Genomic DNA, 21,553 nt, shown 5'->3' with positions numbered 1-21,553 from the left:
GGAAATGAAAAACGAGGGGGATTTACTTTCCATCAAGCGTATCTATTATCGCGGTAAATTGAATAGCTGCAATTATACCTGCTCTTATTGTCCTTTCGGCAAAAAGTCACATCTGACAGCTACTACGCAGGATGAACAGGCGTGGAACCGTTTTATTACGGCTATTGAACAATGGCAGGGAGGACCGTTGCAGTTATTTATTATTCCTTACGGTGAAGCATTGATACATCGTTATTATCGGAAAGGGATCATTCATTTAGCGGCGTTGCCACAAGTGGCCGGAATTTCCTGTCAGACTAATCTTTCTTTCTCTGCCGATGAATGGCTGGACGAATTTTCGGCTACACCGACATTGATAAGTAAGATAAAGATTTGGGCCAGCTTTCATCCGGAAATGACTTCAGTAGAAAGCTTTGTCCGGCGACTTCATACCCTTTATAATGCAGGAATACAGGTCTGTGCCGGAGCCGTAGGCAATCCGATGGCAAAAAGTGTACTTAGCGATTTGCGAAATGCTCTTTTGCCGGATATTTATTTGTTTATTAATGCTATGCAAGGTTTGAAGTCTCCGTTGAGCGTAGAAGATATTCGTTTCTTTACGCAACTGGATAACCTTTTTGAGTATGATTTAAAAAACGCTTCAGCTCAATGGGATATCTGTTCGGGAGGGAGAAGTAGTTGTTTTATTGATTGGAAAGGAGATATCTTTGCTTGTCCCCGAAGTCAGGTGAAGATAGGAAATTTTTATCAGAATCAAATGTTGGCCCCCTTGCTTCCTTGTCGGCGGAAGGTCTGTGACTGTTACATTGCTTTCAGTAATTTGACTAATCATCCTTTGCATCGAATAATGGGAGCAGGTGCATTTTGGCGGATCCCGGATAAGCCTTTCATTACTTCCGTGTTTTTTGATGTGGATGGAACACTTACCGATGCCCAGGGAAGGGTTTCGGAAAGTTATGCCCATGCTTTGCGGTACATAGCGCAATTTGTTCCCTTATATCTTGCTACTTCTTTATCTATGCAACAGGCACGGAGAAAGTTAGGCAAGGCTCTTTTCAGCCTGTTTGAAGGAGGGGTGTTTGCCGACGGTGGATTACTGGTATATGGCGGGCAGAGCCGGTGTATGCCGGTTGAATTACTACTGGACATAAACGAAGAATCCGCAAAGATAACGGCGCATAGCTATGAAGGCCAAGTTTATAAGTACAGCATGCTGGTTTATGATAAGGAAGAGAGAATAAATATTCTTTCTCGCTTAAAAGAGAAACCTTATCAGGGGTTTTATAAACCACCTCTTATTACGGTTATCCATAAGGACGTTGACAAACGGAAAGGAGTGCTTCATATATGCAAGGCTTTAGCTTTTCCCCTTGACCAAGTGTTGATTGTCGGAAATTCACTGAAGGATTGGGAGATGATGTCAGTGGTGTCTCATTCTTGTGCAGTGATGAACGCCGAACCACTTTTAAAAGAACGTGCCCGCTATACGCTGAATCCGGACCGATTGGCTGCTTTCTTCCGCTTCCGGGAGTAGAAAAGCGGCTGCAATAAAAGCTTCACATTGATACCTGATTGTACCATTCAAAAATAAAAATCAGTTATAATTTGGTAGTTATAAAAACAAAGCCCATATTTGCAGCCCGAAAATAGGGACAGGCATAAAAATCCTCATCGGAGGGTGCTATAATAGATAATTATAGTGCTGGATAAGATGAATGGTGTAAATCATTCGCTTGTCTGGCACTATTTTTTATTGTAACAATTTAAGATAAGAGGTAAAGTAGCGGAGAAACTATGAAAGAGTTAAATTTGACACAAGGAAGTGTTCCGAAGGTATTGCTGCAATTTGCAGTGCCTTTTCTTATTGCCAATGTGCTTCAGGCACTTTATGGTGGAGCCGACTTGTTTGTTGTGGGACAATATGATGATTCGGCAAGTGTGGCGGCTGTGGCTATCGGCAGTCAGGTGATGCAGACGATTACGGGTATTATTCTTGGCATTACGACAGGCACAACTGTATTGATTGCTATCGCCATCGGAGCAAAAGATGATCGGAAAGTAGCTTTTACAATCGGTTCTTCTGTGTGGCTATTTTCAATCGTAGGAGTCTTGCTGACCTTGGTCATGCTGGCATTTCATGGGCAGATAACCGAACTGATGCACACGCCTGCGGAAGCGATGGCTGATACTAAAAACTATATTCTGGTATGTTCGGCTGGTATTCTGTTCATAATAGGGTATAACGTTGTATGTGGTATCCTGCGTGGATTGGGTGATTCAAAGACACCGCTTTATTTTGTAGGCTTGGCATGTATAATCAATATAGTGCTCGATTTTATACTGGTCGGCTATTTCCATTGGGGAGCTACAGGAGCGGCTATTGCTACTGTAACCGCGCAAGGCGTTAGCTTTGGAATAGCGCTTTGGTTCTTATACCGGCATGGATTCCACTTTGATTTCTCACGGAAGGATATCCGTTTGAACCGGAATCTGTCTAAAAAGATCATGGTATTGGGAGCGCCTATTGCTTTGCAAGATGCTTTAATCAATGTTTCATTTCTGATAATCACTGTCATTGTGAATCAGATGGGAGTCATTGCGTCTGCTTCTTTAGGTGTTGTTGAGAAAATCATAGTGTTTGCCATGCTGCCTCCGATGGCTATATCATCGGCTGTGGCAACCATGACTGCACAAAATTACGGGGCGGGACTTATCAAGAGAATGAATAAATGTCTTGCTTCCGGAATAGGGATTGCTCTTGTTTTCGGTGTGTCGGTTTGCGTGTATTCGCAATTCCTGCCGGAGACTCTTACCGCTTTTTTTACGAAAGATGCCGCTGTGGTGGCAATGGCAGCAGAGTACCTGCGGGGATATAGCATCGACTGTATCGTAGTCAGTTTCGTGTTCTGCATCAATTCTTATTTCAGCGGACAAGGGAACTCGTTATTCCCGATGATTCACAGTCTGATAGCTACTTTCCTGTTCCGTATACCATTGTCATACTGGTTCAGCCAGATGGATAGCTCGTCGCTGTTTATCATGGGATTTGCTCCACCCATTTCAACGGTGGTTTCATTATTGATTTGTATCTGGTATTTGCGATATACCCAAAGGAAATTATACTTGAGAGGCACATTGATGCCTGCTATGTCGAATTAGGTGTTTTTAAGTGACATATATTAACTAAAATCTATTTTGTATGAAAGCTTATTTGAAGAAACTCTGTTTTGAGTATCAGGTTGATGAAAAAGAAGTGAAAGAGCTGTTGGCTCGTATGGAAATGGTGTATCTGGATAAAGGAGAAACGATTGCATCTGCCACAATGCCCGAGCAGAGCTTGTATATTATTGTTTCCGGCATTCTGCATACATACACGACCCATGAAGGAGAGGACAGAACCATCCGGTTTTTATCTGAAGGGGATGCTGTATTGTGCTATAACTCCAATCAGTATGCTGTAAAGGCACTGACGAAATGTGCTGCTTATTACATCAGCGAAGAGGAGATTGAAGAGTTGTGCGCAACATCTATTTCGTTTGCCAACTTGGTTCGTCAACTGATGGAATATCAGTTCTATTTTAAAGAAGAAGAGAATATGAACGTTCGGAAACTGACGGTAAGAGAGAGGTATCTTTCTTTATTGGCAGAAATCCCGGATATCCTGTACAGGGTACCTTTGAAGTATATTACTCATTATCTGGGTGCCGATGTAACCAGTTTGGGATATATGGCTGGAAGTTCTAAATAGGAAATATAACCTGGACATCTATTTTTCTATGTATTCCTTATCAGATGGTTCATTGACTATTCAAAATTGAGTTTGAAAAGTCTTTGGATTATTTGGTAAGGAATATTATTTTTGTATTCCAAATGAAAAACTCAATACCTCGATATACTTTTTATAAGAATAAGTATGGAAGCGAACTTTTGGTCGATGTGGTAGAACTGAAATATGTGAAGAAGTTCTTGGCTGAAAGTGCTATTCACACGTTGAATTATTATGATGTTACTTTTATAACAGAAGGTAAAGGGACGTTTTCTGTCGATAACCAAACCTATGAAGTAACCCCATGTGACGTTCTATTCTCTAAACCGGGAGAAATCCGGAACTGGGATACGCGTCATATCATCAATGGTTATGCGCTGATTTTCGAGGAAGAGTTCTTGTCTTCCCTCTTTAAAGATTCTTTGTTTGTACAGCATCTTTCGTTTTTTCAGCTGGAAAGCTTTTCATCAAGACTGCATTTGCCCGATGAGCTTTATGCCCGTATACTCCAAATTTTGCATCATATAAAGATGGAGATCGACTCGTATCAGCAAAACGATGTGCATGTGTTGAGAGCGTTGCTTTATGAAGTCCTGATGTTATTGGACCGGGCTTATCTTAAAATGACTTCGATAGAGGAGGGCAGGAGCAGAGAAGCGTCTAATAACCATGTAAGTAAATTCATGAATTTGGTAAATATCCATTCGAAAGAGCAACACTCGGTTCAGTATTATGCGGATAAACTCTGCATTACTTCTAACTATTTGAATGAGATGGTAACCTCGACAATGGGGTTTAGCGCCAAACAATATATTCAGAATAAAGTGATGGATGAGGCTAAAAGACTACTCGTTTATACAAACGTCCCCATATCGGATATTGCTTTTGAACTCTGCTTTTCAACGGTCTCTTATTTTATCCGCAGCTTCCGGCAACATACGGGAGAAACTCCATTACTTTATCGGAAAACACATAAACCGTAAAAAGTACTATTTTCCCCTTTCTTTTTATTACGTCGTGTTTCTTCTATTTCTCTACTTTCGCATCAGATAATAACTAACAATAAAAAATGAAATGATGAGAGACGCAGAAAAAACAGTAGGTAGTATGATTGATAAGTTGAAAACAGCTTTTATCGGTTCTATAGACAGGGAGGGATTTCCTAATATCAAGGCAATGTTGCAGCCAAGAAAAAGGGAAGGGATAAAAACGATTTATCTGACAACGAATACTTCATCCATGCGTGTGGCGCAATACGGGGAGAACAATCATGCCTGTATTTATTTTTGTGATACAAGATTTTTTAGAGGTGCGATGTTGCGGGGTACAATGGAAGTATTGACAGACAGTGCCAGCAAAGAAATGATTTGGCAGGAGGGTGATACCATGTATTATCCCGAGGGAGTCACCGATCCCGACTATTGTGTATTGAAATTTACGGCAACTTCCGGTAGGTTTTATAGTAATTTCAAATCGGAGAGCTTTATCGTAGAATAAAACTCATAGTATATAAGAGATACTAAGAGACAGCGCTTTTATAGTCTCAATGTGCTATTTTTAAGATTGTATAAAAGAATAGCAACTTTAAAAACAATGAACCAGTGAATAAACGGCATAAAATAGTGCAATAATATGCGGAAATACAGGTCTATTTCGCATAAAACTACATACGGAATGCATCTTTTCTTGTTGGCAAAGCGTTCGTTCCTCGGTGAGGAGCGGGGTGTTCCTCGGTGTGCGTCGCTAGCTTCCTCACCGAGGAACTTGTTTGTCATCGGTGAGGAAGCTGAAACTGGTCTTTTTGAGGGTGGTTTTTCTCTAGTTTGGCATAACTGTTAGAAAGGATAGGAATAATAAAAAGAACGGTTATCTTAATATTTTATGTTGAATGGTGAATGAATAATGGAAAATAGCTGCTATTTGGATGATATATGTCCCAAATGATAATAATAAAGAACTTTCTCCCGACAGATGCCGGGCTTTTTTCTATTTTTCTTAAATCGTTATGCTATTGTCTCTCTTTCTGATTGCTTAAATATTCCTTTTTTAAGAATGGTCATTCTTTCATTCATTTTATGCTCCCGGACAGAATCCGTTTTTATAAAACAGATAACTTTCCTCTATCGCATCGGCAGTATCAGCTTCTAATGCATATAATATTTCTTTGCAAAATTCCAATTGCCCGGTTCCGTTGGCAGTTACAATATTCTCGTCTCTTACAGCTTGTTCATTGATATAGTTCGAATCGCCTGTATATTTATCCCCAGCATACTGTTTTAGATAATTGAGCGTATTGCTGGTATGCTTTACCTCATTAAGGAAACCGTGCATACCCAGAAAAACAGAAGCATTACATATTCCGGCAACTAATTTCTTTTCTTTAATAGCTTTTTCTACAAGTGGAACTATTAATTCAGCTTCAGGTGAGAACCAGTTCATACCGCCAATTAACACCAGCCCCGCATAATCTTCCGCCATATCTTTTAGCCCATAATCAGGCAGCACTCTGAATCCGCCTATTGAACTTACGGGTTCTTGAGTTATTGATAGGGTTTTCACTTTATAACTAATAGGATTTCCGGGCTTGACTCCCTGATTCAAACAGGTAGCTATATATGCGCCTTCCCAGTCGGCGAACCCTTCTAAAATTACAAATATTACTTCTTTCATATATGATTCTAATTTTTAGTGAGTACAAAGGTGTGATATTTAATTGACTTTTGTAGTAGTAATTGTGGTAAAATATCGAATAATACAATTAAAATATGATTATTCAGTTTACAATAGGAAACTTTTTATCATTCAAAGAGCAATGATGAAGGGCGTGAAGTAAAAACTATAACTTTTCCATTCAGGAAAAATGAATTGGAAGGTACAATACCTTATGGGGGAGTGCGATACGCTCGGAAAAGAAATGACTCAATTAACGGAAGATAAATTTTTGTCCGTACTGGGACTGTCAATACACAAACAGGTAAACTTGTCGTCGCAGGTTATTATGATACAAACAATAATAACAAGTATGACAAAACAGATAAGGATGAAATCTTAATCTATGATTTGAAAACCTTGAAGTTAGCTTCGAGAATATGATTTCCGGCTAGATAGCCAACTGTGTACAAAGTAGAAAAGTGAAATAAAAAAAACTCTGTAATCATTGAATTACAGAGCTTTTTCTTTGTTTCACTTTCTTAAGAAGCGGTGCGTACGGGACTCGAACCCGTGACCCCATGCGTGACAGGCATGTATTCTAACCAACTGAACTAACGCACCAGAATTTCAATTTATTAATCTGCATCTCTCTCGATTGCGGGTGCAAAGGTAGTTGTTTTTTATAAATCTGCAAGCGTTTTGAGAAAAGTTTTTTTCAAGAAAAAACGATAAAAATGCTTAGTGTCTCATTTTGAGTACTTTTGTAATGAAAAAAATATTGTTTTTTTTCTCTTCGGATAGTGACGCTATCCGGTTGTTATAGTGACGCCATCACGATAGGATAGCGTCACTATCCGAAGTCAATAGCGTCACTATCCTGAAGTTTGTCATTCTATTCATAGAAAATAACTCCCGATATCTTTCTATCTGTAAGAAATCACCGTTTTTATATCAACTTTCTGCTTGAATAATTCGTAATTTTGCAATAAATCGTTATTTTTGCGGACTAAAATAAGAAAGGTGGAAAATTATCCGCCTAGAATCGTTAATTAGTAAAAAGAATGATGACAACAGCCAAACTGTTATTGCACTGTCCCGACAAACCGGGAATCCTTGCGGAAGTGACAGACTTTATTACGGTAAACAAAGGAAATATTATCTATCTGGATCAATATGTAGATCATGTAGAGAACATATTCTTTATGCGTATTGAATGGGAACTGAAAGACTTTCTGGTTCCGCAGGAGAAAATTGAAGATTATTTCAGAACTCTCTACGGGCAAAAATATGAAATGGATTTTCGCCTTTATTTCTCTGATGTAAAACCACGTATGGCTATTTTCGTTTCCAAGCTGTCACATTGTCTTTTCGATATATTGGCACGATATACAGCCGGAGAATGGAATGTAGAAATACCTCTTATTATAAGTAACCATCCGGATTTGCAGCATGTAGCAGAGCGGTTCGGAATTCCTTTCTATCTGTTTCCTATCACAAAGGAGACGAAAGAAGAACAGGAGCGTAAGGAGATGGAACTGCTTGCCAAGCATAATATTACATTTATTGTATTGGCGCGCTATATGCAGGTAATTTCCGAGCAGATGATTAATGCTTATCCGAATAAGATTATTAATATACATCACTCTTTCCTTCCTGCGTTTGTAGGAGCGAAGCCTTATCATGCGGCATTCCAGAGAGGTGTGAAGATTATCGGTGCAACCAGTCACTATGTAACGACTGAATTGGATGCCGGACCGATTATTGAACAGGACGTGGTGCGTATTACTCATAAGGACGCTATTGAAGATCTTGTAAATAAAGGAAAGGATTTGGAAAAAATCGTTCTTTCACGTGCAGTACAGAAGCACATCGAACGTAAAGTTTTGGCTTATAAAAATAAAACAGTAATATTTAGCTGATGAAAGTAGCAGTTGTAAAATACAATGCCGGCAATATTCGTTCTGTGGATTATGCTTTGAAGCGGTTGGGTGTGGAAGCGGTGATTACTGCTGATAAAGAAGAACTCCAATCGGCAGATAAAGTTATTTTCCCCGGAGTGGGAGAGGCGGAAACTACCATGAACCACTTGAAAGCAACGGGACTGGACGAACTGATAAAAAATCTCCGTCAGCCTGTATTTGGAATTTGTCTCGGTATGCAGTTGATGTGCCGGTATTCCGAAGAAGGAGAGGTCGATTGTTTGAATATCTTTGATGTGGACGTGAAGCGTTTTGTTCCGCAGAAACATGAAGATAAAGTGCCGCACATGGGATGGAATACCATTGGAAAAACGAATAGCAAATTGTTTGAAGGATTCACTGAAGAAGAGTTTGTCTATTTTGTACATAGCTTTTATGTGCCTACCTGTGACTTTACTGCTGCTACAACAGATTATATTCACCCGTTTAGTGCTGCATTGCATAAAGATAACTTTTATGCCACCCAGTTTCATCCGGAGAAAAGCGGCAAGACAGGAGAGAAGATTCTGACGAACTTTTTGAATCTATAATAAACTATGTTGCCGTTTATAATAAACTCCATCATAATTTATAATAAACTCGTTCATCGTTTATAATAAACTTTTAGCAAATAAATAATAGATGATAGAAATTATTCCAGCCATTGATATTATTGACGGAAAGTGCGTACGTCTTTCCCAGGGAGATTACGACAGTAAGAAAGTATATAACGAAAATCCGGTGGAAGTTGCCAAGGAGTTTGAAGCGAACGGTGTTCGCAGGCTTCATGTGGTAGACTTGGACGGTGCTGCTTCTCATCATGTAGTCAATTATCGGGTGTTGGAACGGATTGCTGCGCACACTTCTCTCGTTATCGATTTTGGTGGTGGAGTAAAGAGTGATGAAGATTTGAAAATTGCTTTTGAGAGTGGAGCACAGATGGTTACAGGCGGAAGTATTGCGGTGAAAGATCCGGAATTGTTCTGTCATTGGCTGGAAGTATATGGCAGTGAGAAAATCATTTTGGGAGCAGATGTGAAAGATCATAAGATAGCCGTTAACGGTTGGAAAGACGAAAGTTCCTGTGAGCTTTTTCCATTTCTTGAAAATTATATGGATAAAGGTATACGCAAGGTAATCTGTACGGATATTAGCTGTGACGGAATGTTGAGTGGGCCTTCTATTGATTTGTATAAGGAGATGCTGGCAAAATTCCCTGACCTCTATCTGATGGCTAGTGGCGGGGTGAGTAAGGTGGATGATATTGTTGCTTTGGATGAAGCTGGTGTTCCCGGAGTTATTTTCGGTAAGGCACTATACGAAGGACATATCACCTTAAAAGATTTGAGAATCTTTTTATAATTAGCGTACCAGAATGAAATGGCTGTTTATATTATAAATAGCTACCTTATTATAAGAGGAAACAAAGAATCAAACTTCAGGGATATAGATTATAAATTGTTGAACAATAAATAAAAGTAGGATTGTGTTAGCAAAAAGAATAGTACCTTGTCTGGATATAAAAGACGGACAAACCGTGAAAGGAACGAATTTTGTCAATTTGCGCCAAGCCGGTGATCCGGTAGAGTTAGGCCGTGCTTACAGTGAACAAGGAGCAGATGAACTTGTTTTCCTGGATATTACTGCAAGTCATGAAGGACGTAAGACTTTTACGGAATTGGTAAAACGGATTGCTGCTAATATCAATATCCCATTTACCGTAGGTGGCGGAATCAACGAATTAAGTGATGTAGACCGCCTGTTGAATGCAGGGGCGGATAAGATCTCTATCAATTCTTCCGCTATCCGTAATCCTCAATTGATTGACGAGATTGCAAAGAATTTCGGTTCGCAAGTTTGTGTGTTGGCAGTAGATGCCAAACAAACCGAAAATGGTTGGAAATGTTACTTGAATGGAGGACGTATCGAAACAGATAAAGACCTGTTCGAGTGGACAAAAGAGGCCCAGGAACGCGGAGCAGGAGAGATTCTCTTCACAAGCATGAATCACGATGGGGTAAAGGCCGGTTATGCAAATGATGCACTTGCCGCTTTGGCGGATCAGCTTTCCATTCCTATCATTGCTTCGGGAGGTGCGGGCTGTAAAGAGCACTTCCGCGATGTCTTTTTACAAGGAAAGGCAGATGCTGCATTGGCTGCCAGCGTTTTTCACTTCGGAGAAATTAAAATTCCCGAATTAAAATCGTATCTTTGCGGCGAAGGAATTACCACTAGGGGGTGAGGCACCCCGGCCAGGTTCCCTGCGGATGGATTATATAGTCAGATAAATATAGGAACTGTCTGCAAAAGAACTCCGTAGGCGAATAGATCGTAATTGTAATTTGAAATAGTAATTAGAACTTATATAAAAATGGAATTGGATTTCGATAAAATGAACGGACTCGTTCCGGCTATCATACAGGACAACGAGACACGTAAAGTCTTGATGCTGGGCTTCATGAATAAAGAAGCTTATGATAAAACGGTAGAAACCGGAAAAGTTACATTCTTTAGCCGTACCAAGAATCGTTTGTGGACAAAAGGCGAAGAAAGCGGTAACTTCCTTCATGTGGTATCTATAAAGGCCGATTGCGACAATGATACACTACTGATTCAGGTAAACCCGGTAGGTCCCGTGTGCCATACTGGTACAGATACTTGTTGGGGGGAGAAAAACGAAGAACCGGTTATGTTCCTGAAAGCATTGCAAGATTTCATTGACAAACGTCATGAAGAAATGCCCGAAGGCTCTTATACTACCAGTCTGTTTGAGTCGGGAATCAATAAAATAGCTCAAAAAGTAGGTGAAGAAGCTGTAGAAACAGTAATCGAAGCAACAAACGGTACTGACGAACGTTTGATCTACGAAGGAGCCGACCTTATTTATCACATGATTGTATTGCTTACTTCAAAAGGCTATCGTCTCGAAGACCTTGCACGTGAATTGCAGGAAAGACACAGTAGTACATGGAAGAAGCATTAAACAATTAAAATTTAATAATTAAAAATTAAAACGGGAGTCAGTATGGATGACGAGGCGTTGATTCAATATAAGAACGTAGAAATCCATCAACAGGAACTTTGTGTATTAAGCGATGTAAATCTGGAGCTGCACAAAGGAGAGTTCGTCTATTTGATCGGAAAAGTAGGCTCGGGAAAAACGAGTTTGCTCAAGACTCTGTATGGCGAACTGGACGTAATTGACGGTGAAGCGGAAGTGTTGGGTTATAACATGCGTTCTATCAAACGTAAGCATATCCCGCAACTGCGTCGGAAATTAGGCATTGTCTTTCAGGATTTTCAGTTGCTCACAGACCGTACTGTATACAATAATCTGGAATTTGTACTTCGTGCCACAGGCTGGAAAAACAAACAGGAAATCCAAGATCGTATTGAAGAAGTGCTTCAGCTGGTGGGAATGTCCAACAAAGGTTATAAGCTCCCGAACGAGCTTTCCGGTGGCGAGCAACAGCGCATTGTGATTGCACGTGCCGTACTCAATTCTCCTGCTATTATTCTAGCGGATGAACCGACCGGAAATCTGGACGTAGAGACCGGTAAGGCCATTGTAGAATTGTTGCACAATATCTGTGAATCCGGTTCATCCGTAGTGATGACGACGCACAATTTGCAATTGCTGAAAGAGTATCCGGGCAGGGTATATCGTTGCGCCGACCATCAGATTGTAGATGTGACAGCCGAATACATGCCCAGACAGAGAACAATAGAAATAGATTTAAATATAGATAACTAAAACAGTAACGAAAATGAAAGTTTTAAAGTTTGGAGGAACTTCCGTAGGTTCTGCTCAGCGCATGAAGGAAGTAGCCAAATTGATTACCGATGGTGAACAAAAGATTGTTGTTCTCTCTGCTATGTCAGGAACAACAAACACATTGGTGGAAATTTCGGACTATCTGTATAAGAAGAATCCGGAGGGTGCCAACGAGATTATCAATAAGCTGGAAGCAAAATATAAACAGCACATTGATGAACTTTTTGCAACCCAGGAATATAAACAGAAAGGTCTTGAAGTTGTCAAATCCCACTTCGACTACATCCGCTCCTATACTAAAGACCTTTTCACTTTGTTCGAAGAGAAAGTGGTTTTGGCACAGGGAGAGCTTATTTCTACGGCAATGGTAAACTTCTACCTGCAGGAATGTGGCGTGAAGTCTGTGTTGCTTCCGGCTTTGGAATTCATGCGTACTGACAAGAACGCAGAACCGGATCCTGTATATATTAAGGATAAATTGCGCGCACAGCTCGATCTCTATCCGGATACAGAAATCTACATTACACAAGGTTTCATCTGCCGCAATGCTTACGGTGAGATAGACAATCTGCAACGTGGTGGTAGTGACTATACTGCTTCTCTGATTGGAGCCGCAGTAAACGCTTCTGAAATCCAGATTTGGACAGATATCGACGGTATGCATAATAACGACCCGCGTATTGTTGACAAGACCGCTCCGGTGCGTCAACTTCACTTCGAAGAAGCAGCCGAGTTGGCTTACTTCGGTGCAAAAATCCTGCACCCTACCTGCATCCAGCCTGCTAAATATGCCAATATCCCTGTTCGTCTGTTGAACACAATGGATCCGGAAGCTCCGGGCACACTGATTTCCAACGACACGGAAAAAGGTAAAATCAAGGCAGTAGCTGCAAAAGAAAACATTACTGCGATCAAGATCAAATCCAGCCGTATGTTATTGGCTCACGGTTTCCTGCGTAAGGTATTCGAAATCTTCGAAAGCTATCAGACGTCTATCGACATGATCTGTACTTCAGAGGTAGGTGTATCTGTAACAATCGATAACACGAAGCATCTTAACGAGATTCTGGATGACTTGAAGAAATACGGAACTGTAACCGTTGATAAAGAGATGTGTATCATCTGCGTTGTAGGTGACCTTGAATGGGAAAATGTCGGTTTTGAAGCGAAAGCTCTTGATGCGATGCGGAATATACCGGTGCGAATGATCTCGTTCGGAGGAAGTAACTACAATATTTCCTTCCTCATTCGGGAGTGCGATAAGAAAGTAGCTTTACAGTCGTTGAGCGATATGCTTTTCAACGACAAATAAATCCACAAATAACACGAGCGCTTTTACCGAACTGATAAAAGCGCTCTTTTTTAACCAACTAAACAAGTTTTTCGAATTATGAAGGGAATATTTCCAATCGATAAATTCCGCACTTTGCAGACACCTTTCTATTATTACGATACCAAAGTGCTGCGTGATACATTGTCGGCTATTAACCAGGAGGTTGCCAAATATCCTAATTATTCAGTGCATTATGCTGTTAAAGCCAATGCCAACCCGAAAGTACTTACCATTATCCGTGAGAGCGGAATGGGAGCCGATTGTGTGAGCGGCGGAGAAATCCGTGCCGCTATCCGTGCCGGATTCCCTGCCGATAAAGTTGTTTTCGCAGGAGTCGGCAAAGCAGATTGGGAAATCAATCTCGGACTGGAGTATGGCATCTTCTGTTTCAATGTCGAGTCTATCCCCGAACTGGAAGTAATCAATGAATTGGCTGCTGCTCAAAATAAGATTGCTAATGTTGCTTTCCGTATCAATCCCGATGTTGGCGCACATACCCATGCCAATATAACTACCGGTTTGGCAGAAAACAAATTCGGTATCAGTATGCAGGACATGGACAAGGTGATAGACGTAGCACAAGAGATGAAAAACGTAAAGTTTATCGGTCTTCACTTCCACATTGGCTCGCAGATTCTGGATATGGGTGATTTCGTAGCCCTCTGCAATCGTGTCAATGAGTTGCAGGACAAACTGGAAGCACGAAGAATCCTGGTAGAACATATCAACGTAGGTGGTGGTTTGGGTATTGATTACGGACACCCCAACCGTCAGGCTATCCCGAATTTCAAGGATTACTTTGCTACCTATGCCGGACAATTGAAATTGCGTCCTTATCAGACATTGCATTTTGAACTGGGACGTGCAGTGGTAGGTCAGTGTGGTTCTTTGATATCCAAAGTCCTCTATGTAAAACAAGGAACACGGAAGAAATTTGCCATCCTTGATGCAGGTATGACCGACCTGATCCGTCCGGCTTTGTATCAGGCATTCCATAAAATGGAAAATATAACTTCCGAAGAACCGTTGGAAGCCTACGATGTAGTAGGACCGATCTGTGAATCGTCAGACGTTTTCGGAAAAGCGATTGACTTGAACAAAGTGAAGCGTGGTGACTTGATCGCCCTTCGTTCTGCCGGTGCGTACGGTGAAATAATGGCTTCCGGATACAACTGTCGTGAACTGCCGAAAGGATATACTTCCGACGAATTGGTGTAAGTAAAAAATGAACTGCTACAATCAAAATGTGAATGTAGTTTAAAAATATAGGGTGCATGGAACAATTTTAACTGAAAGCGTGTTATTTTTGTAATGAGTTCAAAAAGAAACTACATTAACAACTTAATAAAAAATACGATTATGATTTCAGAAAAATTACAGAATGCAATTAACGAACAGATTACTGCTGAAATGTGGTCTGCTAACCTGTATTTAGCAATGTCTTTCTATTTTGAGAAAGAAGGTTTCAGTGGTTTTGCTCATTGGATGAAAAAGCAATCTCAGGAAGAAATGGGACATGCTTATGCAATGGCAGATTATATCATCAAACGTGGAGGAACTGCTAAAGTGGATAAAATAGATGTTGTTCCTAACGGATGGGGTACACCTCTCGAAGTATTCGAACACGTTTACAAACATGAATGTCATGTTTCTCAATTGGTAGACAAGCTGGTAGACGTAGCAGCTGCTGAAAAGGATAAAGCAACACAGGATTTCTTGTGGGGATTTGTTCGTGAACAGGTAGAAGAAGAAGCTACAGCGCAAGGCATTGTTGATAAAATCAAGAAAGCCGGTGATACCGGAATTTTCTTTGTAGATTCACAACTGGGACAGCGTTAATGATGCTACTCTGAAAAATAGTTCTTTATTATACATAGAAGCTGCCTGAATTTTTGTTCAGACAGCTTCTTTTTTTTCACTTATTTGGCTTATGTTCGAAAATAAACTACCTTTGTATTACGAGTCAGAGAGAAATTAATCCCGATTATTATAAATGAATGGTGTGAATAGAGGAATTTTTAGATTGCTCCCTATATTTTTATTGCTCTTTTTGGGGGTGAGCAGTTGTTCTCAAAAAGAGGAACGGCGTATTTTAGTTATCCACTCTTATGAGGAGACTTACGCGGCTTATCCGGAATTCAACCGGATGATAGCGGAGCAATTTGAGAAAGAGAAAATAGATGCTGATATCCGTACCGTTTATTTAGATTGCGAGTCCTATTGGGAAGAACCGGAGTTGGAGCGAATGCGTTTTCTGGTTGATTCCGTTTCGAAAGACTGGCGGCCGGAAGTGATTCTGGTGAATGAAGACCAGGCTACCTATTCATTGATGAAATGTGGGGTGCAGTTGGGCAAAGAAGTACCTGTGGTTTTTGGTGGTGTCAATTACCCGAATTGGGGATTGCTGAAACGCCATCCTAATGTGACGGGTTTCCATGATAAGATCGCCTTTAATAAAAATGTCAGTGTGGCAAAAGAACTTTTCGGTGAACACGTCCGGTTGTTTACCATGCTCGATACCACTTATATCGATAAACAAATCAGAAGAGATGCAAAGGAACAGTTTAAAGGTCATAAAGTGACCGGATTCATCGATAACCCCGAACTTTCTCTTGAAGAACAGATACGTTTAACGCAGGAGGAAGGTTATACTCGTTTCATGGCTATTCCTTTACGTAATGCCAGAAATCATTCGGACGCCACCTTTATGTGGGTGTTGAACAGAAGCTACCGAGATCAATGTTATATTCAGCTGAAACGGGATTATACTACCATTAATATTGGAAGCATCTGTGGCAGTCCCAGTCTGACAGCCATCAATGAAGCCTTCGGGTTTGGTGAGAAGTTGCTGGGTGGATACATCACTTCGTTGCCTATTCAGGTGGAAGAAGAGGTGAAAGCAGCCGTTCGTATATTACACGGTGCGAGTCCGGCGGACATGCCTATTGTTGAAAGCCGGAAAGAGTATGTTGTTGATTGGAATACAATGACGCAAATAGGTTTGAGTAAGGAAAGTATTCCTGCTAAATATCGTATTATCAATATTCCGTTTAGTGATAAATACCCTTTGCTGTGGGGAATTTCAGTCGCATCGTTCATTCTTATACTAATTATTCTTTTCGCTTCTCTTTGGTGGCTATACCTTCGGGAACAGATGAGGAAAAAGCAGGCTCTTATAGCATTGGCTGATGAAAAAGAAACATTGTCATTAGCCATTGAGGGTGGAATGACGTATGCCTGGAGATTGGATAACGGTTGTTTTGTTTTTGAAGATGCATTCTGGGCGTCGCAAGGGTTAAATCCCAGACAACTTTCGTTTAAGGAATTCATGAGCTTTATCCATCCCGACCATTGGGAAGGAGTGAAGTTCAACTGGCGAAATCTGAAAAGTGCTCATAAAAAGATTGTGCAGGAGCTTTGTAACTTCGACGGCAAAGGCTATCAGTGGTGGGAGTTCCGTTATACCACCAAACAGCTACCTGGAGGCGAATATAAAACTGCAGGTTTGTTGCTTAATATACAGGATATAAAAGATCGTGAAGAAGAATTGGAAGCAGCACGCTTATTGGCTGAAAAGGCGGAATTGAAACAATCATTCCTCGCAAATATGAGCCATGAGATACGTACTCCGCTTAATTCAATCGTTGGCTTTGCCAATATACTGGCATTGGAAGATGGATTGAGTTCCGTAGAACGCGAAGAGTATATCAGTACTATTAACAAGAACAGCGAGTTATTACTCAAACTGATTAATGATATCTTGGAACTTTCCCGTATCGAATCAGGATATATGTCTTTCTCATTCAAGAGATGCAAGGTGAGAGAGTTGATTGACGATATCTATATGACACATCAGGTTCTGATTGCTCCACATTTGGAATTCCTGAAAGAAGTGGATGATACACCTCTGGAAATCAATGTGGACAGGGAGCGCTTGATACAAGTTCTGACAAACTTTCTGAATAACGCCTGCAAGTTTACGGAAACCGGATATATCAAATTAGGATATAGTTATCTGCCGGATGAAGGCAATGTGCAGATTTATGTCGAAGATAGCGGAAGAGGGATTCCACGAGAAGAACAACGGATGATTTTCAGCCGTTTCTACAAACAAAACGAATTCTCGCAGGGAGCAGGATTGGGACTTTCTATTTGTCAGGTGATTATAGAGAAGCTGGGTGGAAAGATCGAACTCAAATCTGAAGTAGGCAAGGGAAGCCGCTTTACGGTTATTCTTCCTTGCCGGGTGGTATCTTGATAATGATAGACTTTAACGGGAATACGAACAATCTTATTTCTTGTTTTTTCCTTTCTCCATCGTTCCCAGGTAAATCTCCAGTGAACGGGTGGAAATCTGTATTTCGCGGAAAGATACGCCTAAAGAAGCTATCAGCAGAATCAATGCCAATCCGAATACATAAGCAGAGAATAATTGAAGCCCGATATAAATAAGGAACATGCTGACTACACAGAAAAAAAGGCTTGCAATACCTAGTCCTTGCATTCTACGGGTCAGGTTTAACCGTTTCCGTAGATTCTCGATTTGTGCTTCAGTGATATCCGAAGGGTTTTCCATGTAGCGGTCACGCAGTTGGCGCACAAGTTGGGCATACGATAAGAAACGGTTAGTATAAGCCAGCAATATCAATGAAACTGCCGAGAAAAGTAGGGCAGGAGTAGTGAGAGTCAATTCTTCCATAATCTTTTTTTTATAGTCAAGTAGCGGTTCAAAATTCATTTTATAAAAGAGAATTTTTTGGCACGGGTTACACGGATTTCACGGTTTTAGAAATATGCTTGCATAAAGCAACAGCGTAATCTGTGTAATCCGTGCCTAAAAATGGATGCTGCGAGTAAACCTTGCCCCGGAGTTATTCCGCTTTCAGCACATTAAGCTCTTTGCCTACCTTGATAAAGGCAGCGATGCACTTGTCAAGATGTGCTTTCTCGTGCCCTGCAGAGATTTGCACACGGATGCGTGCCTGATCTTTCGGCACTACCGGATAATAGAAACCTGTCACATAGATACCTTCCTCCTGCATACGTGCAGCGTAAATCTGGGATAACTTCGCGTCATACAACATAACGGCACAGATAGCGCTTTGTGTCGGTTTGATATCAAATCCGGCAGCCGTCATCTTATCGCGGAAGTAGTTTACATTCTCAACAAGTTTATCATGTAATGCATTGCTCTCTTTCAGCATCTTGAAAACTTCAAGGCTGGCACCAATGATGCCCGGAGCCAAAGAATTCGAGAACAGATACGGGCGGCTGCGTTGACGAAGCAAATCGATAATCTCTTTACGACCGGTGGTGAAACCTCCCAGTGCACCGCCAAAAGCCTTACCTAATGTTCCGGTATAAATATCTACCCGTCCATGAGTCTTATACAACTCGCTTACTCCATGCCCTGTGGCACCTACCACACCGGCAGAGTGTGACTCGTCCACCATTACCAGTGCATCGTATTTCTCGGCAAGATCGCAAATCTGATCCATTGGAGCTACATTGCCGTCCATAGAGAACACACCGTCCGTCACAACAATACGGAAACGTTGTGCCTGCGCTTCTTGCAGACATCTTTCCAAGTCCTTCATGTCAGCGTTGGCATAACGGTAGCGCTTTGCCTTGCAAAGACGTACTCCGTCAATGATAGAAGCATGATTCAGAGAATCCGAGATGATGGCATCCTCTTCAGAGAAAAGCGGTTCGAATACACCGCCGTTAGCATCGAAGCAAGCGGCGTACAAGATCGTGTCTTCCGTTTGGAAATACTCCGAGATGGCAGCTTCCAGTTCTTTGTGTATATCTTGCGTTCCACAAATGAAGCGGACGGACGACATTCCGTAACCACGGTTATTCATCATTTCCTGCGAAGCCTTAATCAATCGCGGGTGATTGGATAATCCTAAGTAATTATTTGCACAGAAGTTCAGCACTTCCTTACCTTTTACAGTGATGGCAGCTTGCTGCGCACTTTCAATCAGTCGTTCTTCTTTATAAAGTCCGGCTTCCTTGATTTCAGCCAATGTTTGGCGGAGATATTCTTGCATTTTACCGTACATAGTGTTTGGGTGATTAAGTTATATTGCAAAGGACACAATTTTTCTTGGAATAACAATGTCTTTTTGATTAAAATCTGAAAAAAAAGTGCTTACTTTGCGCACTATTTAAGCTTGATATTCTAAGTCAGAAGAAAAAATGGAACACATTTTGATTATTGGAGCTACCGGACAGATAGGGTCGGAGCTAACGATGGAGCTACGTAAACGTTACGGAAATGCAAATGTAGTAGCAGGTTATATTCCGGGTGCAGAACCTAAAGGGGAATTAAAGGAGTCCGGACCGTCGGCAATTGCTGATGTAACGGATGGAGAGGCGATCGCATCTGTGGTAAAAGAGTATCACATCGATACAATCTATAATTTGGCTGCTCTGCTGTCCGTAGTTGCCGAGTCGAAGCCCAAGCTGGCCTGGAAAATAGGTATCGATGGATTATGGAATGTATTGGAAGTGGCACGCGAACAAGGATGTGCAGTGTTTACTCCGAGTTCTATCGGTTCGTTTGGCGCTAGTACGCCTCATACGAAAACACCGCAGGATACAATTCAGCGTCCGCGCACCATGTATGGAGTCACCAAGGTAACGACCGAGTTGCTAAGTGATTATTATTTTAATAAATATGGTGTTGATACCCGTGCTGTCCGTTTTCCGGGCATTATTTCGAATGTGACCCCTCCGGGAGGAGGTACGACCGATTATGCTGTCGATATTTATTACTCGGCAGTGAAAGGAGAAAAATTTGTGTGCCCCATTAAGCAAGGCACTTTGATGGATATGATGTACATGCCGGATGCGCTGAACGCAGCAATTACGCTGATGGAAGCTGATCCGACAAAATTGATACACCGAAATGCTTTCAATATCGCCTCGATGAGTTTCGACCCGGAGACGATTTATCAGGCTATCAGGAAGCATGTGCCGCAGTTTGAGATGATCTATGATATAGATCCTTTGAAACAGCGCATTGCCGATAGCTGGCCCGATAGTCTGGATGACACCTGCGCTCGTGAAGAGTGGGGCTGGAAGCCGGCCTACGATTTGGAAAGCATGACGGTAGATATGCTTGAAAAGTTAAGAGAGAAACTAAAATAATGAAAAAACTAATTGTAGGGGTCATGTTGCTCGGTATACTGGGTGCTTGTGGAAACAAGAAAACAAACATTGACCCCTTCGCATCTATCACAAAAGAAGTGGATTCTATCCGGCGGGTAGCCGATTCTATTCACTGTGATGAATCGCCGGAAGATCCGCAACCTATACAGGCAGATGAATCTTTCGATGATTTTATCTACAATTTTGCTTCCGATGACGTGTTGCAGCGTCAGCGTGTGAAATTTCCGTTGCCTTACTACAATGGAGATAAAAAAACGAATATCGAGGAGCATAACTGGAAGCATGATGACTTGTTTACCAAACAGCATTATTATACGCTTCTGTTTGATAGAGAAGAAGATATGGATTTAGTAGGAGATACCTCCCTCACTTCCGTACAGGTAGAATGGGTGTTTGTGAAAACACGAATGGTAAAGAAATACTATTTTGAGCGTATCAAAGGTGCATGGATGCTAGAGGCAATTAATCTGCGTCCCATTAAGCAAAATGATAATGAAAATTTCGTGGAGTTTTTCGGACACTTTGCCGCAGATAGTCTTTTTCAGAGTAAGCGTGTGTGTGAGCCTCTGGCTTTTGTAACCACCGATCCGGACGATGATTTCTCTATTCTGGAGACCACCCTCGATCTTAATCAGTGGTTCGCTTTTAAACCGGGACTTCCTGCCGATCGTCTTTCTAATATCAATTACGGGCAGCGGAATGACGATGATTCCCCAACGAAAATTCTGGCGTTGAAAGGTATCGGTAATGGTTTTTCCAATATCCTCTATTTCCGTCGCAAAGCCGGGGAATGGGAATTGTATAAGTTTGAAGATACAAGCATTTGATGCAGGTAGTAATACGCTACAAGAAATAGCCTTGCTGTTAATGATATAACAGTATTTGCCGGCTTA

Annotated in this window: 20 protein-coding genes and 1 tRNA gene; 17 read left to right on the top strand and 4 right to left on the bottom strand. The window is 41.2% G+C overall.

The features are described from left to right. The first annotated feature begins 4 nt into the window (after positions 1 to 4). From LPH68_RS09125 to LPH68_RS09105, 5 genes are all read left to right on the top strand, one after another. Entirely contained in the window at positions 5 to 1,534 is a 1,530-nt protein-coding gene (locus LPH68_RS09125) for an STM4011 family radical SAM protein (protein WP_230296916.1), read from the top strand. A gap of 260 nt (positions 1,535 to 1,794) precedes the next feature. Further along, positions 1,795 to 3,159: an MATE family efflux transporter gene (locus LPH68_RS09120; protein ID WP_009039846.1), complete on the top strand. Its 1,365-nt coding sequence runs from the start codon at positions 1,795 to 1,797 to the stop codon at positions 3,157 to 3,159. Positions 3,160 to 3,199: 40 nt separating this feature from the next. Next, complete coding sequence (locus tag LPH68_RS09115; protein WP_230296914.1) at positions 3,200 to 3,748, top strand: Crp/Fnr family transcriptional regulator; 549 nt, start codon at positions 3,200 to 3,202, stop codon at positions 3,746 to 3,748. Positions 3,749 to 3,870: 122 nt separating this feature from the next. Then, positions 3,871 to 4,749 carry an AraC family transcriptional regulator gene (locus LPH68_RS09110; RefSeq protein ID WP_008771206.1) on the top strand — a complete coding sequence of 293 codons (879 nt, stop codon included), beginning with the start codon at positions 3,871 to 3,873 and terminating at the stop codon, positions 4,747 to 4,749. 91 nt (positions 4,750 to 4,840) lie between these two features. Then, positions 4,841 to 5,263 (top strand): pyridoxamine 5'-phosphate oxidase family protein, encoded by a 423-nt coding sequence (locus tag LPH68_RS09105; protein WP_181981109.1) that lies wholly within the window; start codon positions 4,841 to 4,843, stop codon positions 5,261 to 5,263. A gap of 576 nt (positions 5,264 to 5,839) precedes the next feature. Here the strand turns inward: LPH68_RS09105 and LPH68_RS09100 are convergent. Both LPH68_RS09100 and LPH68_RS09095 read right to left on the bottom strand, forming a co-directional pair. Beyond that, positions 5,840 to 6,436 carry a type 1 glutamine amidotransferase family protein gene (locus LPH68_RS09100; RefSeq protein ID WP_004317740.1) on the bottom strand — a complete coding sequence of 199 codons (597 nt, stop codon included), beginning with the start codon at positions 6,434 to 6,436 and terminating at the stop codon, positions 5,840 to 5,842. Between the two features lie 529 nt (positions 6,437 to 6,965). Further along, positions 6,966 to 7,039, bottom strand: a tRNA-Asp gene (locus LPH68_RS09095). Positions 7,040 to 7,479: 440 nt separating this feature from the next. On the opposite strand from LPH68_RS09095, the gene purU reads away from it, so the two are divergent. The 10 genes from purU to LPH68_RS09045 all read left to right on the top strand — a co-directional run bounded on the left by purU (position 7,480) and on the right by LPH68_RS09045 (position 17,742). Then, positions 7,480 to 8,337 (top strand): formyltetrahydrofolate deformylase, encoded by an 858-nt coding sequence (gene purU / locus LPH68_RS09090; RefSeq protein WP_008771204.1) that lies wholly within the window; start codon positions 7,480 to 7,482, stop codon positions 8,335 to 8,337. Next, positions 8,337 to 8,927: an imidazole glycerol phosphate synthase subunit HisH gene (gene hisH / locus LPH68_RS09085; protein WP_008643438.1), complete on the top strand. Its 591-nt coding sequence runs from the start codon at positions 8,337 to 8,339 to the stop codon at positions 8,925 to 8,927. The genes purU and hisH overlap by 1 nt, the downstream gene beginning before the upstream one ends. 91 nt (positions 8,928 to 9,018) lie before the next feature. Then, positions 9,019 to 9,738 (top strand): 1-(5-phosphoribosyl)-5-[(5-phosphoribosylamino)methylideneamino]imidazole-4-carboxamide isomerase, encoded by a 720-nt coding sequence (hisA, locus tag LPH68_RS09080; protein ID WP_117684802.1) that lies wholly within the window; start codon positions 9,019 to 9,021, stop codon positions 9,736 to 9,738. A gap of 124 nt (positions 9,739 to 9,862) precedes the next feature. Further along, positions 9,863 to 10,618, top strand: coding sequence for an imidazole glycerol phosphate synthase subunit HisF (hisF, locus tag LPH68_RS09075; RefSeq protein WP_004313662.1), 756 nt, complete (start codon positions 9,863 to 9,865; stop codon positions 10,616 to 10,618). 129 nt (positions 10,619 to 10,747) lie between these two features. Further along, positions 10,748 to 11,359, top strand: a complete 612-nt coding sequence (gene hisIE / locus LPH68_RS09070) for a bifunctional phosphoribosyl-AMP cyclohydrolase/phosphoribosyl-ATP diphosphatase HisIE (RefSeq protein ID WP_004313661.1) — start codon at positions 10,748 to 10,750, stop codon at positions 11,357 to 11,359. 42 nt (positions 11,360 to 11,401) lie between these two features. Further along, a complete protein-coding gene (locus LPH68_RS09065) occupies positions 11,402 to 12,130 on the top strand; it encodes a cell division ATP-binding protein FtsE (RefSeq protein ID WP_004313660.1) in 729 nt (242 codons plus the stop codon). 13 nt (positions 12,131 to 12,143) lie between these two features. After that, on the top strand, positions 12,144 to 13,463 hold the full coding sequence (locus tag LPH68_RS09060; RefSeq protein WP_004313659.1) for an aspartate kinase: 1,320 nt from the start codon (positions 12,144 to 12,146) through the stop codon (positions 13,461 to 13,463). A 78-nt stretch (positions 13,464 to 13,541) separates the two neighbouring features. Then, entirely contained in the window at positions 13,542 to 14,702 is a 1,161-nt protein-coding gene (lysA, locus tag LPH68_RS09055) for a diaminopimelate decarboxylase (RefSeq protein ID WP_055236393.1), read from the top strand. Positions 14,703 to 14,843: 141 nt separating this feature from the next. Then, positions 14,844 to 15,323: a ferritin gene (locus tag LPH68_RS09050; protein WP_004304025.1), complete on the top strand. Its 480-nt coding sequence runs from the start codon at positions 14,844 to 14,846 to the stop codon at positions 15,321 to 15,323. Positions 15,324 to 15,477: 154 nt separating this feature from the next. Further along, positions 15,478 to 17,742 (top strand): ATP-binding protein, encoded by a 2,265-nt coding sequence (locus LPH68_RS09045; RefSeq protein ID WP_074909106.1) that lies wholly within the window; start codon positions 15,478 to 15,480, stop codon positions 17,740 to 17,742. 33 nt (positions 17,743 to 17,775) lie between these two features. Here the strand turns inward: LPH68_RS09045 and LPH68_RS09040 are convergent, their stop codons facing one another. Together LPH68_RS09040 and kbl are read right to left on the bottom strand one after the other, a co-directional pair. Continuing rightward, positions 17,776 to 18,183, bottom strand: a complete 408-nt coding sequence (locus LPH68_RS09040) for a DUF2721 domain-containing protein (protein ID WP_004313656.1) — start codon at positions 18,181 to 18,183, stop codon at positions 17,776 to 17,778. A 172-nt stretch (positions 18,184 to 18,355) separates the two neighbouring features. Next, a complete protein-coding gene (gene kbl, locus LPH68_RS09035) occupies positions 18,356 to 19,549 on the bottom strand; it encodes a glycine C-acetyltransferase (protein WP_008025472.1) in 1,194 nt (397 codons plus the stop codon). Positions 19,550 to 19,685: 136 nt separating this feature from the next. On the opposite strand from kbl, the gene LPH68_RS09030 reads away from it, so the two are divergent. After that, positions 19,686 to 20,639 (top strand): NAD-dependent epimerase/dehydratase family protein, encoded by a 954-nt coding sequence (locus LPH68_RS09030; RefSeq protein WP_004313654.1) that lies wholly within the window; start codon positions 19,686 to 19,688, stop codon positions 20,637 to 20,639. Further along, positions 20,639 to 21,487 carry a DUF4348 domain-containing protein gene (locus tag LPH68_RS09025; RefSeq protein WP_004313653.1) on the top strand — a complete coding sequence of 283 codons (849 nt, stop codon included), beginning with the start codon at positions 20,639 to 20,641 and terminating at the stop codon, positions 21,485 to 21,487. Before LPH68_RS09030 ends, LPH68_RS09025 begins: the two co-directional genes overlap by 1 nt. The last annotated feature ends 66 nt before the right edge of the window (positions 21,488 to 21,553 follow it).

Source organism: Bacteroides sp. 1_1_30 (genome assembly GCF_020982715.1).
GTDB lineage: Bacteria > Bacteroidota > Bacteroidia > Bacteroidales > Bacteroidaceae > Bacteroides > Bacteroides xylanisolvens.
The sequence above is the reverse complement of the archived record's forward strand: the minus strand, read 5'-3'. Positions and strand labels throughout refer to the sequence as shown.

Excerpts from the sequence above, each read along its gene's own strand:
- LPH68_RS09125 (WP_230296916.1), top strand. The coding sequence starts at position 5 with ATGAAAAACGAGGGGGATTTACTTTCCATCAAGCGTATCTATTATCGC.
- LPH68_RS09120 (WP_009039846.1), top strand. The coding sequence starts at position 1,795 with ATGAAAGAGTTAAATTTGACACAAGGAAGTGTTCCGAAGGTATTGCTG.
- LPH68_RS09115 (WP_230296914.1), top strand. The coding sequence starts at position 3,200 with ATGAAAGCTTATTTGAAGAAACTCTGTTTTGAGTATCAGGTTGATGAA.
- LPH68_RS09110 (WP_008771206.1), top strand. The coding sequence starts at position 3,871 with ATGAAAAACTCAATACCTCGATATACTTTTTATAAGAATAAGTATGGA.
- LPH68_RS09105 (WP_181981109.1), top strand. The coding sequence starts at position 4,841 with ATGATGAGAGACGCAGAAAAAACAGTAGGTAGTATGATTGATAAGTTG.
- LPH68_RS09100 (WP_004317740.1), bottom strand. The coding sequence starts at position 6,436 with ATGAAAGAAGTAATATTTGTAATTTTAGAAGGGTTCGCCGACTGGGAA.
- purU (WP_008771204.1), top strand. The coding sequence starts at position 7,480 with ATGATGACAACAGCCAAACTGTTATTGCACTGTCCCGACAAACCGGGA.
- hisH (WP_008643438.1), top strand. The coding sequence starts at position 8,337 with ATGAAAGTAGCAGTTGTAAAATACAATGCCGGCAATATTCGTTCTGTG.
- hisA (WP_117684802.1), top strand. The coding sequence starts at position 9,019 with ATGATAGAAATTATTCCAGCCATTGATATTATTGACGGAAAGTGCGTA.
- hisIE (WP_004313661.1), top strand. The coding sequence starts at position 10,748 with ATGGAATTGGATTTCGATAAAATGAACGGACTCGTTCCGGCTATCATA.
- LPH68_RS09065 (WP_004313660.1), top strand. The coding sequence starts at position 11,402 with ATGGATGACGAGGCGTTGATTCAATATAAGAACGTAGAAATCCATCAA.
- LPH68_RS09060 (WP_004313659.1), top strand. The coding sequence starts at position 12,144 with ATGAAAGTTTTAAAGTTTGGAGGAACTTCCGTAGGTTCTGCTCAGCGC.
- lysA (WP_055236393.1), top strand. The coding sequence starts at position 13,542 with ATGAAGGGAATATTTCCAATCGATAAATTCCGCACTTTGCAGACACCT.
- LPH68_RS09050 (WP_004304025.1), top strand. The coding sequence starts at position 14,844 with ATGATTTCAGAAAAATTACAGAATGCAATTAACGAACAGATTACTGCT.
- LPH68_RS09045 (WP_074909106.1), top strand. The coding sequence starts at position 15,478 with ATGAATGGTGTGAATAGAGGAATTTTTAGATTGCTCCCTATATTTTTA.
- LPH68_RS09040 (WP_004313656.1), bottom strand. The coding sequence starts at position 18,183 with ATGGAAGAATTGACTCTCACTACTCCTGCCCTACTTTTCTCGGCAGTT.
- kbl (WP_008025472.1), bottom strand. The coding sequence starts at position 19,549 with ATGTACGGTAAAATGCAAGAATATCTCCGCCAAACATTGGCTGAAATC.
- LPH68_RS09030 (WP_004313654.1), top strand. The coding sequence starts at position 19,686 with ATGGAACACATTTTGATTATTGGAGCTACCGGACAGATAGGGTCGGAG.
- LPH68_RS09025 (WP_004313653.1), top strand. The coding sequence starts at position 20,639 with ATGAAAAAACTAATTGTAGGGGTCATGTTGCTCGGTATACTGGGTGCT.